The sequence below is a fragment of the Dietzia sp. SLG310A2-38A2 genome (assembly GCF_014145095.1).
Lineage (GTDB): Bacteria > Actinomycetota > Actinomycetes > Mycobacteriales > Mycobacteriaceae > Dietzia.
On the sequence record NZ_JAALDX010000052.1, the window covers coordinates 1 to 12,380 of the forward strand.

The following is a 12,380-nucleotide window of genomic DNA, read 5'->3' on the forward strand; positions in this document are numbered from 1 at the left end:
AGCCCACCCTCAGCGGCACGGCCCACCACGTCCTGGGCGCCGACACCGCCTCCACGCTGCTCGTCGTGGCGATCTCGGGCGGGGACGTGGGCCTGTTCGAGGTCCCCGCCGGCGCCGCCGGTGTCACCGTGACCAGGGTCCCCGTGATGGACCCCACCCGCACGATGGCCCGCGTCGAGTTCGATTCCGTCACCGCGACCCCGATCCCGACCCGCCCCAGCTTCCTGGCCCGACTCCGTGCCGCGGGGTGGGCGGCGATTTCCGCCGAGCAGGTCGGCGCCGCGCGGGCCGCTCTCGACGCGACCGTGCAGTACACGCAGGAGCGCACGCAGTTCGGCCGGACCATCGGCTCGTTCCAGGCGCTCAAGCACCGCATGGCCGACATGTACGTCAGAGCCGAGACCGCCGCGTCACTGTCCTATTCGGCCGCAGCGATGGTCGCCGAGGCGCAGTCCCTCGGGGACGGGCCCGGCTCCGAGGAGGCCGCCTTCGCCGCCGAGATCGAGGCCGCCGCGGCCAAGGTGTACTGCTCCGAGGCGGTGCAGTGGATCACCGGCGAGGCCATCCAGCTCCATGGCGGGGTCGGGATCACGTGGGAGTACGACGTTCACCTGTACTTCAAGCGGGCCCACGGCACCGCGCAACTGCTCGGCCAACCCCACGAGATCCTGGCGGCGCTCGAGGTGGCCGCGGGCCTCTAGAATCACCTGCATGAGCCCCTTCCCCGAGCACGGACGGACCAACGACCAACGACTCGCCGAGGACCTGGCCGCACAGGCCGGACGGCTGCTCACCGACCTGAGGGTCTCCCGTGTCGCTCCGGAGGAACTCGGCGACTTCGCCGAGGGGGAGGCCCGCGCCGTGATCCTGGACCGGCTCGCGGTAGCCCGCCCCGACGACCTCGTCTTCGGCGAATGGAACCCGGACTCGCGGGCCCGCCTCGAGGCGGACCGGGTGTGGATGATCGACCCGCTGGACGGCGTCAGCTCGTACTGCGCCGAGGGCCGCCCCGACTGGGCCGTGCACGTGGCCCTGTGGGAACGAGGACCCGAGGGCACCGGCGGGATCACCGCCTGCGCGATCGCCATGCCCGCGTACGGGCGGGTGATCACCGGCCGTGGCGCCACCACCTATCAGCCGATCTCCATCATCCGCGGGCCGCGCCCCGGCCCGCTGGTCCCCCCGCGCGAGGACGACCGCCTGCGCATCGCCGTCTCGGAGGCCGATCCCCCGGCATTCGCGGAGGAGCTCGCCGAGAACCTCGGCGCTTCGCTGGCCCGCCTCGGCTCGGGCGGGGGCAAGACCGCCACCGTGGTGGAGGACGAGTGCGACGCCTACATCCACACCAGCGGCCACCACCAGTGGGACTCCGCCGCCACGTACGGGGTGGTGCGCCAGCGCGGACTGCACGCGAGCCGACTCGACGGTTCCGAGCTGGTCTACAACGTCGAGGAGAACGAGTTCCCCGACCTGCTCGTGTGCAAGGAGGACGTCGCCGACCGCATCATCGAGGCGGCGCGGACGTACCTCTGACCCGGTACCTCTAGTCCTCCAGGCCCCGGTAGCCGTCGAACCGCTCGGCGACCTGGTCCTCGCTCAACCCGTAGTCGGCGAGCGTGTAGCGGTGTGCGGGCGCCCGGTCGCCGGACAGGCTCTTGGCGTTCTCCGCCTCGACCGCCTCCCGCACGCCCTCGTCGAGCTCGGTACCGACAGCCGAATACACCCGCTCCACCACTCCCGCCGGGTCCTCGATCAGTTCCCGGTGGTTGACGTCCACGAACGTCGCCCGCGAGTCCGGGTCCGACTCGTGGCGGGCGCGGACCGCGTCGAACTCGGTTACGCCCCGCGCCCACAGGTCGAGCTGCGAGGACCCGATGTACTCCGGGGTGAACCGGGTCGACCAGTCCGCGGCGGTCCGGTGCGCCAGCGAGAACATGGACGCCATCGACTTCCGCGGATCGCGGTGCGTCTGCACCACCACGGCGTCGGGGTACACCTCGAGCAGCGCGTCGAGCGCGAACAGGTGGCTGGGGTTCTTGAGGACCCACCGCCGCCCGGGGTCATCCGCCCCGATCAGCTGGAGGTTGCGCTTGTGCCGCTGGTACGCGGGCACCCAGTCCACACCCTCGAGCCAGCGCGAGTATCCGTCGAGCCTGGCCAGGCACTCATAGGAGGCGGCCGTGGCCGACTGCCGGAGCAGCTGCCAGCACTCCTCCAGGTCGTCGGCGGAGATGTAGTGCACCCCTCCGTAGTCGGGGTTCTCCGACATGAACCCGGCGTACAGGTCGCGCAGGCCGCGGTAGGTGGGGTCGTCCTCCCACTGCTCCCTCGGCGGCCGCGGCTTGGGCACCTCCGTGAGCCACAGCTCCAACCCCTGGTTGGCGGGGTCGGCGCCGAGGAGCCGGTGCAGCGCCGTGGTCCCGGTGCGGGGGAGCCCGGTGACGACGACGGGCCGCACGATCTCGACGTCCGCCTGGGCCGGGTCCGCGGAGAAGCCCGCCTGCGAGACGAGCCGCGCCACCATCGCGCCCTTGAGCACGGAGCGCCAGTACTTGCTCCCGGCCGGGGTGAGGCCGGCGTCGGAGTGCAGGGAGTCCAGCAGCACGCCCAGCGCCTCGCGATGGCGGTCCTCGCCGTCGCCGAAGTCCTCGAGCCCGACCGCCCGAGAGGCGCTCGCGTGGAGGTCGTCGACGGTGCCGACGTGCACCCGTTCCGCGTCACTCACTACCGACCCGGTCATGACAGTCCCCTCCGCGCGAACGCGTCCTGCCGCGCGGCGATCCGCTCGCGCCACTGCTCGGCGGTCACCCGCTGGTCGTCGTACCCGGGCACCTCGTTCGCGAGCTGGTCGAACGGCACCACCTTGACCGTGGGGCCGAGCTCCGGCGTGATGGGCTCGCTCACCCGCTGCCAGCGGAACTGCATGATGCCCTCGCGGTGCCCCAGGGTCTCGATCCAGTTGGCGAGCCCGGGGTCGCGGTCGGCCACGACGAGGTGGATCATCCCGTCGGCGGCGACGTGCGCCTGGTCGGCGGTGAGGCTGGTCTGGTGGTGCACGTATTCGAGCGAGGCGTACCACATGCTGCCCAGCTGGAAGCCCTGGTAGGGCACCCCGGCGACGGGCACCGAGATCACCATGGCCTCGTCCGGCCCGAGCCCGAAGACGCCCGCGGAGGAGAACTGCGTGGTGAGCCCACCGGGGGTCTGCCGCGGTTCGTTCAGCGTGTTGCGGACCTGGTCGCCGAAGAACCACTCCGGGAACGCCAACCACGTCCGCAGCCGCCCGACGAGCGCCTCGGCGAGTTTGGCGTAGAACTTCTCCTGACCGGCGAGCGTCACCGGCTCCGGCGCGGCGCCCACCGTGTCGACCCTGCGCAGGATCGCCGACCCGGCCACCTCACTGCTCCAGTCGGAGTAGACCTCGCGGACGGCGATCATCGAGGTCCCCGGGTGGAGCACCACGTAGCCGGCGTCGCCCTCGTCGTCGTCGTGCCTCGCAGGCCCCAATCGGAAGCGATACCGTCCGTCGGCGCCGATGTCCAGCGCGCGGTCGTCGAACGCCGCGTGCGACGCGGCGCGCTCGTCGGCCGAATACGTCCCCGCCATGACCTGGAACGACAGATCCGCCGTGGTGCCGCGCCGGCCCTCGATCACGTACTCGGCGCCGTCGGTGAGGTTGGCGTAGAAGTACAGCGTGTCCGGGTTGTCCAGGCCCATCTTGGTGTACGGGCCCGTGGCCTGGAACAGCTGCGGGTGCGTGCGCCCGCGGTGTTGACCGGTCTCGATGGCGCCGCGGATGGTCCCGAGCAAGTAGTCGAGCCCCTCCGCGACGTCCTCCTCGGTCCGCACGTGCGGCGCCGACCGGATGATCTCCTCGGCCTCGGCCAGGGCGCGGGCCAGCGGTCCGGTCGCCCCGTTCCCCTCCACCGGGTTCTGGCCCACCGCGCCGCTCACAGCCACGTGTACGAGTCGGCGGACGTGATGAAGTTCTCGAGTTCTTCCTGCTCGGGCGTCGGATCCACGATGTCCTCCTCGATGCTCAGATACGCGCCGCGGTAGAACAACAGCGGCCGGACGTCCCGCTCGGTCGGTCCGAGGTTGGCGACCCGCCCCAGGACGATCCAGTGGTCGCCGCCGTCGAGGACCTGGTCGATCTCGCAGTCCAGCCACGCCATCACGCCGTCGATCACCGGCGAGCCGAGCGGGCTCGGCGACCAGTCGATCGACGCGAACTTGTCGTCGCCACGACGGCCGAACGTGGAGGAGACGTCCTCCTGTTCCTCGGAGAGGATGTTGACGCAGAACCTGCCGGCCGCCTCGATCCCCTTCCACGATCCCGACGTCTTCATCGGGCAGAACAGGACCAGGGGCGGCTCGAGGGAGAGCGCGGAGAAGGACTGGCAGGCGAAGCCGACCGGCGCGTCGTCCTTGACCGCCGTGATGACGGTGATCCCGGTACAGAACTGGCCGAGCGCGTCGCGCAGTTCCCGGTTGGAGAAGCTCTGCCCCTCCGGGGGGTGGTCGGTGCTGCTCATCTGAAGTCGGTCCTCCCTGGACTCGGTCGTGCGCGGGCGTCATCGGGCGTCCCGGGCTCAGCTGGTCGACAACCCTGCTGCCCGGGAAACCAGCCTAGGCGTCTACTTGAAGCCGACGGAGAAGTCGTGGCCCCACAGGCTCACGGCCGTGGACTCCCGTGCCACCCAGTCCGAGTCGTCGACCTGCACGCCCTCGCACCCGTACTCGCAGTCGAAGCCACCGGGTGTCTTCATGTAGAAGCTCAGCATCTTGTCGTTGACGTGCCGGCCGAGTGAGGCCGACATCCTGACCTTCTTGCGCAGTGCCCGGTCCAACCCGAGCCCCACGTCGTCGGCCGACGCGACCTCGACCATCAGGTGGATGATCCCGGTGGGGTTGGGGAACGGCGTGAACGCCAGCGAGTGATGGCGGGGGTTGCAGCCGAGGAATCGCAGCCACGCGGGTTCCCCGTCGGCCGGTCGACCGACGATCTCCGGGGGCAGGCTCATCGAGTCGCGGAGGGCGAACCCGAGCACGTCCCGGTAGAACTCGAGCGCCGCCGCCTCGTCCGGGGTGGAGAGCACGATGTGACCCGCCCCCTGGTCGCCGGTGACGAACTGGTGCCCGTAGGGGGTCGGGATGCGGCGGTGCTGGAGAGCGATGGTGTGGTAGATCTCCAGCGTGAACCCGGCCGGGTCCTGGCAGGTGATCAGTCCCCGCACCCTACGGTCCCGCTTCACCTCGTCCGGGGCGTCCTGCCAGGCCACTCCCGCGGCGTCGAGACGTCGCCTGACGTCGTCGAGCTCCGCCTCGTTCGCGCACTCCCAGCCCACCGCGGCGAGCGTGTCCTCCGGCCCGGGGACGATGATCCACCGGTGCGGGTTCTCGTCCATACGGAAGTAGAGCGAGTCGGGATCGTCGCCCTTGCCCTCGACGAACCCGAGCACCTTGGTGCCGTACTCGCGCCAGGCGTCCATGTCGGTGGCGTAGATCCGCACATATCCGAAGTTGCTTATTGCCATGCCTAGTCAGTCCTCTCGATCCGCTCCGGCGGATCAGACCATCGAGTCCGAGATCTTCTCGCCGAACTCGTTCTGCCCGTACATGATGTACGCCTTGGTCGCCTCGTTGGCGGCGTGGACCCGACCGGCGTTGGCGTCCCGCCAGAACCTCTGGATCGGCGAGGTGTCCTCGAGCGCGCGGGCGCCCGAGTTCTGGAAGAGCAACCCGATCGCGTCGATCGACCGCTGGGTGGCGCGGACCTGGTCCCGGCGGGCCCGGGTGCGGATGTCCATACCCGGGAAGTCGCCGGCCTTGATCAGATCCATCTCCTCGCGGACGTTCCGCATGAGCTGCAGCCACGCGGCGTCGATGTCCCCGGCGGCCTCGGCGAGCCGGACCTTGGCGAACGGGTCGTCCTTGACCTTGGTGCCGAACGCGGCACGGACCCGCGCACGCTGGTGCTCGCGGTGCACCTCGTAGCAGCCGAACGCCATGCCGACGATCGGCGTCGAGATGGTGGTGGGGTGGATGGTGCCCCACGGCATGCGGTAGATCGGGTTGGTGTTGATCTCCAGCCCCGGGCTGGTCGTGTTGGCCATGTCGCCGAAGGACAGCACGCGGTGCGGGGGGATCAGCGCGTCCTTGATGAGGATGTCGTTGGACCCGGTGCCCTTGAGGCCGGCGACGTGCCAGACGTCGAGGATCTCGTACTGCGACTTCTCCACCAGGAAGGTGCAGAAGTCGATCATCTTGCCGTTCTCGTCAAGCACGGGACCGCCGACGAACACCCAGTCGGCATGGTCGCAGCCCGACGACCAGGACCACTTGCCGTTGAGGAGGAACCCGTCGTCGGTCTTCGTGGCCGCGCCCATCGGGGCATAGGACGACGAGATACGGACGGTGGTGTCCGAGCCCCACACGTCCTCCTGCGCCTGCTGCGGGAACAGGGCCAGGTGCCAGTTGTGGATCCCCAGGATGCTCGCGCACCACCCGGTGGACGGGCAGGCTGACGCGATGGTCATGGCGGCGGTGTAGAAGGCCTCCATGTCCGCCTCGTACCCGCCCCACTGGGCGGGCTGGCAGAGCTTGAAGAAACCGGCCTCGTCGAGCTCCGCGATGTTCTGCGGGTGGACCCTGCGCAGGTCCTCGGTCTCCTGCGCACGCTCGGCGAAACCGGGCAGCAGTGCTTTGATCCGGTCGATGACCTCGTGGTTGGCGTGCTCGCTCATGTGATCCCTCTCTGGCTTTTGTGGGCCGCTTGGCCTTAGACTAGAACACGTTACAGTTTTTCACCAGACTGAACCCCCAGGAATCCAGGCTATGGCACCCCGTGCCAGCGCCTACAGGGATTGGTTGTGACCGGCATCCCGATTCTATAACCTGTTCTCATCCGGCTCATGCCCTCAGGAGGATCATCATGACCGCAATCGGCTCGGCCCCCGGAGCTGTCCGCGAGATCGACACGGGCGAGACCCGGGAACGCTATGCGCGCGGCTGGCACTGCATCGGGACCGTCAAGGAGTTCAGCGACGGCAAGCCCCACTCCATCCAGGCCTTCGGCACCAAGCTCGTCGTGTGGGCGGACGACCAGGGCGAGGTCAACGTCCTCGACGCCTACTGCCGACACCTCGGAGGTGACCTGTCCGACGGGGAGGTCAAGGACGGCAACATCGCCTGCCCCTTCCACGACTGGCGGTGGGGCGGCGACGGCAAGTGCAAGGGCATCCCCTACGCCAAGCGCGTCCCGCTGCGCGCCAGGACCCGCGCCTGGATCACCAACATCCAGTCCGGCCAGGTCTTCGTCTGGCACGACCACGAGGGCAACCCGCCCCGCGACGAGGACGCGATCCCCGCCATCGCGGAGTACGAGACCGGCGAGTGGACCGACTGGGAGTGGAACCGCCTCGTGATCGAGGGCTCCAACTGCATGGAGATCGTCGACAACGTGGTCGACATGGCGCACTTCTACTACATCCACTTCGCGTTCCCTACGTACTTCAAGAACGTCTTCGAAGGACAGACCGCCACCCAGTACCTCAACACCAAGGGCCGGCCGGACCATGACCCGACGGGCGGCAAGTACGGTGACACCCTGCTCGAGTCCGAGGCGTCCTACTTCGGTCCGGCGTACATGATCAACCCCCTCAAGCAGATGTACGGGGACTTCGAAACCGAAGCGATCCTCATCAACTGCCATTACCCGATCGATCAGAACTCGTTCGTGCTGATGTACGGACTGTCGGTCAAGAAGCCCAAGGGTTTTGACGACGAGACGTCCGCCAAGATGGCCGCGAAGATCGCCACGTTCTTCGGCGAGGGCTTCCTCCAGGACGTCCGCATCTGGCAGCGCAAGTCCCAGATCGCCAACCCGCTCCTGTGCGAGGAGGACGGCCCCGTCTACCAGCTCCGCCGGTGGTACGAGCAGTTCTACGTGGACCGTGACAAGGTCGAGCCCGAGATGCAGGAGCGTTTCGAGTTCGAGGTCGACACCACCGCCGCCAACCAGTACTGGGAGGGCGAGGTCGCCGAGAACATGCGCAAGCAGGTGGCCGGTGAGGCCGAGCTCTCGGACGAGCAGACCCAGTACACCGGCATGGCCGAGGTCGCCGGGGAAGCGAGCGCCTCCCGCGCGGAGAAGTGATGTTCAAGCAACACGACTCGCGGCGCGCGCCCACCTGGGACGAGACCGACCCGGCGCGCGCCGCGCGGCTGCACGGTGACACCGACCTAGACCGCGAGACCTACACCCGGGCGGGTTTCCAGCCCGTGGAGTGCCGCGCGTGCGGTACCTGTGTGTCCGTCCGGAAGAACAGCGAGAAGCACACCTCCATCCAGTGGACCGCGAGCAGTGACCGCGCGTGCCCCGTCCTCGCCGAATGGCGGGACGGCGGCGAGCGGCCGCAGGGCGAGGACACCTGCCCCCGGATGCTCGCGAGCATCCGGTACGCCTACGCGGAGGGGCTGATCACCCTCGCCGAAGGCGTGGATCCTGCTGACGCCGATCACATGGTCAACCCGCTGTACGTCCCGGAGTAGGACGTCCCGGAGTGATCTCCCGCCCCGCCGCATTCAAGCGATAGGCTCCCAATCCATGACCGCCACCCCACAACTCGGCTCCTTCGTGCGCGAACTCTCGATCGCCGAGGTGATCGAGGAAACCGCCGACGCCAAGTCGATCGTCTTCGAGATCCCCGCCGGCGCCGAGGAGGACTTCCGGTACACGCCCGGACAGTTCCTCACCCTGCGGATCCCCAGCGACCAGACCGGGTCCGTGGCGCGCTGTTACTCGCTCTCGAGCTCCCCCACCGAGGACTCCCGACTCAAGGTGACCGTCAAGCGAACGGTCGACGGGTACGGATCCAACTGGCTGTGTGACAACGCCGAGGTCGGCATGTCGATGCACGTGCTGGCCCCGTCGGGCATCTTCACGCCCAAGAACCTCGACCAGGACTTCATCCTCCTGGCCGCCGGCTCCGGGGTCACCCCGGTCATGTCGATCCTCAAGTCGGCGCTCGCCCAGGGCACCGGCCACATCGTCATGGTGTACGCCAACCGTGACGAGAAGTCCGTGATCTTCAAGGACGAACTGCAGGCCCTGCAGCGGGAGAACCCCGATCGGCTCACCGTGCTCCACTGGCTCGAGTCGGTGTCGGGCATCCCCTCCCCCGAGATGATCGGCAACCTCCTGCACCCGGTGGCGGCCAAGCGCCAGTCGTACATCTGCGGCCCGGCGCCGTTCATGGAGACCGTCAAGGACGGGCTCCGCCGCTCGGGTGCCGACATGCACCTCATCCACACCGAGGCGTTCTCCTCGATCGAGGGCGATCCGTTCGCCGAGATCGTGATCGACGACTCGCCCTCGGACGACGGCGCCGGGCCGGCCACGGCGATCGTGGAACTCGACGACGAGACCCACGAGATCTCGTGGCCCCGCAACACCCCGCTGCTCGACGTCCTGCTGTCGAAGGGGATCAAGGCACCGTTCTCGTGCCGCAAGGGCGAGTGCTCGGCCTGTGCCTGTGTTCTCAAGTCCGGCGAGGTCGAGATGATCCACAACGGGATCCTCGATCCGGAGGAGGTCGAGGAGGGGTACGTGCTCAGTTGCCAGCTCCTGCCCAAGACCGATCGCGTCGAGGTCTCGTACTCCGAGTGACAGACTTCAGAGCGTGAACCACCCTGTCGTCACCTTCACCTCCAGATACGGCTCCACCCGCAGGTACGCGGACGCGCTCGCCGGGAGGATCGGAACGCGCGCCGTGGATCTCGCCTCGATGGGGGACGCGGCCGCCGCCGACCCGTTGATCGTCCTCGCACCGCAGTACGTCACGACAATCCTCGGTCGGCGGCGCATCATCCGGGCGATCCGCTCGGCTCCGGGCCCCGCGGCTCTCGTCGTCGTCGCCCTGTCCCCCGCCGACGACCCCGGTCGCGGCACCCTCGCGCAGAAACTCGTGGCGGCCTCCGGGCGCGCGGTCACCGTCTTCCAGTTGCGCGGCGACCTGGACCCGGACCGGCTGCGGTGGGTGGACCGCGTACTCATGGCCGCCCTGCGCAGGGAACTGCGCAAGACCCCGGACGAACCGATGGCCCGCCTCCTGCTGAACCGCGAGCGGGTGGAGTTCGTCGACGAGTCCACCCTCGGGCCGATCGTGGACTGGGTGCAGGGGCACACCACGCTCGGTCACTGAGCGGACCCGTCGACGTACTGACGCGTTCTGTACTGACGCGGTCTAGACTCCCGCCTGCTCCTTCTGGATCTCCAGCGCGATGTCGATGAGCTGGTCCTCCTGGCCGCCCACCAGGCGGCGCTCGCCCGCACGGATGAGGATCTCGGACGACGGTACGCCGTACCGGTTCGCGTGCCCCTCGGCGTGCTTGAGGAACGACGAGTAGCAGCCCGCGTATCCGAGCATCAGCGCCGACCGGTCGACGACGCACTCGGTCGGCATCAGCGGCCGCACCACGTCCTCGGCCGCGTCGGCGATCTTGAAGAAATCCACTCCGGTGGTGATGCCGAGCTTGTCGCACACACCCACCAGTGCCTCGACGGGCGTGTTACCGGCGCCCGCGCCGAAGCGGCGGGTGGAGCCGTCGATCTGCTGGGCGCCCGCACGGATCGCCATGATCGAGTTGCCGACCCCCACGTCCAAGTTCTCGTGGCCGTGGAACCCGACCTGAGCGTCGTTGCCGAGTTCGGCCACCAGGGCGGCGACGCGGTCGGAGACCTGGTCCATGACCAGCGCGCCCGCCGAGTCGACGATGTAGACGCACTGGCACCCCGCGTCGGCCATGATGCGGCCCTGCTTGGCGAGGACCTCCGGCGGCTGGGTGTGGCTCATCATGAGAAACCCGACGGTCTCCAGCCCGAGCTCGCGGGCGTACCCGAAGTGCTGGATCGAGACGTCGGCCTCGGTGCAGTGGGTGGCGACCCGGCAGATCGACCCACCGTTGTCGCGCGCGGCCAGGATGTCGTCCTTGATCCCCAGTCCCGGCAGCGTGAGGAATGCGATCTTGGCCTGCGTGGCGGTCTCGGCCGCGACCTTGATGAGGTCCTGGTCGTAGGACTTGGCGAAGCCGTAGTTGAAGGAGGCACCGCCGAGACCGTCGCCGTGGGTGACCTCGATGACGGGGACCCCGGCACCGTCGAGCGCGGCGACGACGTCACGGACATCCCCGACGGAGAACTGGTGCCGCTTGTGGTGCGAGCCGTCACGAAGTGATGAGTCGGTGATGCGGATGTCGAGCTCAGGGCTGTACGCGCGGGCGTCTGCGTTGTACGGGTTGGTCCTGTCCATGGTCCTCACACTCCGAGCGTGGTGTCGGTGAGCTCGGTCCTGCCGAGCTTGGTCCTGGCAATGTCCTCGCCGACCTTGGTGGCGGCGGCGGTCATGATGTCGAGGTTCCCGGCGTACGGCGGGAGGAAGTCCCCGGCTCCCTCGACCTCGACGAAGATGGCGACGCGGGCCATCCCGCCGGTGATCTCGGTGGGCGGGTCGAACTGCGGCTCCTGGAGCAGCCGGTACCCCGGGACGTACTCCTGGATCTCCTTCTCGCGCTTGCGGATGGCGGTGGTGACGAGGTCCTGGTCGGCGTCCTCGGGGATCGCGCAGAAGATGGTGTCGCGCATGATCATCGGGGGCTCGGCCGGGTTGAGGATGATGATCGCCTTGCCCCGCTTGGCGCCGCCGACCTTCTCGATGGCCAGCTTGGTGGTCTCGGTGAACTCGTCGATGTTCGCGCGGGTGCCCGGCCCCGCCGATTCGGAGGAGACGGAGGCGACGATCTCCGCGTACTCGACCGGGACGACCGAGGAGACCGCGTGGACCATCGGGATGGTCGCCTGGCCGCCACAGGTGACCATGTTGTGGTTGGGCGCGTCGACGTGTTCGTGCAGGTTGGCGGGCGGGATGACCATGGGGCCCACCGCGGCGGGGGTGAGGTCGATGGCGGTGATGCCCGCGGCTTCGTAGCGGGGGGCGTAGGCCTTGTGGACATAGGCACTGGTGGCCTCGAACAGCAGGTCGGGCTTCTCGCCGCCCGCCTCTATCGAGGCGAGCAGTTCGTCGGCCCCACCGGACATGCAGGTGAGTCCGTGGTCGGCGGCGCGCTTCATCCCCTCGGACTCCGCATCGATTCCTATCATCCACTTGGGCTCGATGAACTCGCTGCGCTCGAGCTTGTACATGAGGTCGGTGCCGATATTTCCCGACCCGACTATCGCGGCGGTGAGCGTGGTCTTCTCTGTCATACACACAGTCTCTCCACCTGCATTCTCCGCCACAATCAGGCGTGCCGCTCAGCGGAACAACGTGCACGACGAAGGCCGAAGCTGCCCGTCAGGCGGGGTGGGTGCGGTGGGCGCC

General features: G+C 68.6%; 13 protein-coding genes. 6 read left to right on the top strand and 7 right to left on the bottom strand.

Annotated elements, in window-relative coordinates; translation table 11 throughout:
* Both G6027_RS01970 and G6027_RS01975 read left to right on the top strand, forming a co-directional pair.
* On the top strand, positions 1 to 701 hold a 701-nt coding region (locus G6027_RS01970), incomplete at its 5' end, for an acyl-CoA dehydrogenase family protein (protein WP_277612281.1).
* Positions 702 to 711: 10 nt separating this feature from the next.
* Entirely contained in the window at positions 712 to 1,533 is an 822-nt protein-coding gene (locus tag G6027_RS01975; protein WP_182634915.1) for an inositol monophosphatase family protein, read from the top strand.
* A gap of 10 nt (positions 1,534 to 1,543) precedes the next feature.
* Here the strand turns inward: G6027_RS01975 and G6027_RS01980 are convergent, their stop codons facing one another.
* The 5 genes from G6027_RS01980 to hsaA form a co-directional block, all read right to left on the bottom strand.
* The gene (locus G6027_RS01980; RefSeq protein WP_182634917.1) at positions 1,544 to 2,740 is read right to left on the bottom strand and encodes a sulfotransferase; all 1,197 of its coding nucleotides are present in this window, start codon (positions 2,738 to 2,740) and stop codon (positions 1,544 to 1,546) included.
* Positions 2,737 to 3,960: a hypothetical protein gene (locus G6027_RS01985; RefSeq protein WP_346995600.1), complete on the bottom strand. Its 1,224-nt coding sequence runs from the start codon at positions 3,958 to 3,960 to the stop codon at positions 2,737 to 2,739. Before G6027_RS01985 ends, G6027_RS01980 begins: the two co-directional genes overlap by 4 nt.
* Positions 3,951 to 4,535 (bottom strand): 3-hydroxy-9,10-secoandrosta-1,3,5(10)-triene-9,17-dione monooxygenase reductase subunit, encoded by a 585-nt coding sequence (gene hsaB / locus G6027_RS01990; RefSeq protein WP_241726731.1) that lies wholly within the window; start codon positions 4,533 to 4,535, stop codon positions 3,951 to 3,953. The genes G6027_RS01985 and hsaB overlap by 10 nt, the downstream gene beginning before the upstream one ends.
* Positions 4,536 to 4,637: 102 nt before the next feature.
* On the bottom strand, positions 4,638 to 5,537 hold the full coding sequence (hsaC, locus tag G6027_RS01995) for an iron-dependent extradiol dioxygenase HsaC (protein WP_182634919.1): 900 nt from the start codon (positions 5,535 to 5,537) through the stop codon (positions 4,638 to 4,640).
* A 33-nt stretch (positions 5,538 to 5,570) separates the two neighbouring features.
* Positions 5,571 to 6,746 carry a 3-hydroxy-9,10-secoandrosta-1,3,5(10)-triene-9,17-dione monooxygenase oxygenase subunit gene (hsaA, locus tag G6027_RS02000; RefSeq protein WP_182634921.1) on the bottom strand — a complete coding sequence of 392 codons (1,176 nt, stop codon included), beginning with the start codon at positions 6,744 to 6,746 and terminating at the stop codon, positions 5,571 to 5,573.
* A 188-nt stretch (positions 6,747 to 6,934) separates the two neighbouring features.
* Between hsaA and G6027_RS02005 the strand changes: the two genes are divergently transcribed.
* The 4 genes from G6027_RS02005 to G6027_RS02020 are packed head-to-tail and all read left to right on the top strand — an operon-like array spanning position 6,935 to position 10,205.
* Positions 6,935 to 8,158, top strand: coding sequence for a Rieske 2Fe-2S domain-containing protein (locus tag G6027_RS02005; RefSeq protein ID WP_182634923.1), 1,224 nt, complete (start codon positions 6,935 to 6,937; stop codon positions 8,156 to 8,158).
* Positions 8,158 to 8,553: a hypothetical protein gene (locus G6027_RS02010; protein WP_182634925.1), complete on the top strand. Its 396-nt coding sequence runs from the start codon at positions 8,158 to 8,160 to the stop codon at positions 8,551 to 8,553. The genes G6027_RS02005 and G6027_RS02010 overlap by 1 nt, the downstream gene beginning before the upstream one ends.
* Positions 8,554 to 8,608: 55 nt before the next feature.
* A complete protein-coding gene (locus G6027_RS02015; RefSeq protein ID WP_182634927.1) occupies positions 8,609 to 9,670 on the top strand; it encodes a ferredoxin--NADP reductase in 1,062 nt (353 codons plus the stop codon).
* Positions 9,671 to 9,683: 13 nt separating this feature from the next.
* Positions 9,684 to 10,205: a flavodoxin domain-containing protein gene (locus G6027_RS02020; protein WP_182634929.1), complete on the top strand. Its 522-nt coding sequence runs from the start codon at positions 9,684 to 9,686 to the stop codon at positions 10,203 to 10,205.
* A gap of 42 nt (positions 10,206 to 10,247) precedes the next feature.
* Here G6027_RS02020 and dmpG read toward each other — a convergent pair whose 3' ends face one another.
* Both dmpG and G6027_RS02030 read right to left on the bottom strand, forming a co-directional pair.
* Positions 10,248 to 11,312: a 4-hydroxy-2-oxovalerate aldolase gene (gene dmpG, locus G6027_RS02025; RefSeq protein ID WP_182634930.1), complete on the bottom strand. Its 1,065-nt coding sequence runs from the start codon at positions 11,310 to 11,312 to the stop codon at positions 10,248 to 10,250.
* Between the two features lie 5 nt (positions 11,313 to 11,317).
* Complete coding sequence (locus tag G6027_RS02030; protein ID WP_182634932.1) at positions 11,318 to 12,265, bottom strand: acetaldehyde dehydrogenase (acetylating); 948 nt, start codon at positions 12,263 to 12,265, stop codon at positions 11,318 to 11,320.
* Positions 12,266 to 12,380: the final 115 nt, after the last annotated feature.

Excerpts from the sequence above, each read along its gene's own strand:
- hsaA (WP_182634921.1), bottom strand. The coding sequence starts at position 6,746 with ATGAGCGAGCACGCCAACCACGAGGTCATCGACCGGATCAAAGCACTG.
- G6027_RS02030 (WP_182634932.1), bottom strand. The coding sequence starts at position 12,265 with ATGACAGAGAAGACCACGCTCACCGCCGCGATAGTCGGGTCGGGAAAT.
- G6027_RS02015 (WP_182634927.1), top strand. The coding sequence starts at position 8,609 with ATGACCGCCACCCCACAACTCGGCTCCTTCGTGCGCGAACTCTCGATC.
- G6027_RS02005 (WP_182634923.1), top strand. The coding sequence starts at position 6,935 with ATGACCGCAATCGGCTCGGCCCCCGGAGCTGTCCGCGAGATCGACACG.
- G6027_RS01975 (WP_182634915.1), top strand. The coding sequence starts at position 712 with ATGAGCCCCTTCCCCGAGCACGGACGGACCAACGACCAACGACTCGCC.
- hsaB (WP_241726731.1), bottom strand. The coding sequence starts at position 4,535 with ATGAGCAGCACCGACCACCCCCCGGAGGGGCAGAGCTTCTCCAACCGG.
- dmpG (WP_182634930.1), bottom strand. The coding sequence starts at position 11,312 with ATGGACAGGACCAACCCGTACAACGCAGACGCCCGCGCGTACAGCCCT.
- hsaC (WP_182634919.1), bottom strand. The coding sequence starts at position 5,537 with ATGGCAATAAGCAACTTCGGATATGTGCGGATCTACGCCACCGACATG.
- G6027_RS01980 (WP_182634917.1), bottom strand. The coding sequence starts at position 2,740 with ATGACCGGGTCGGTAGTGAGTGACGCGGAACGGGTGCACGTCGGCACC.
- G6027_RS02010 (WP_182634925.1), top strand. The coding sequence starts at position 8,158 with ATGTTCAAGCAACACGACTCGCGGCGCGCGCCCACCTGGGACGAGACC.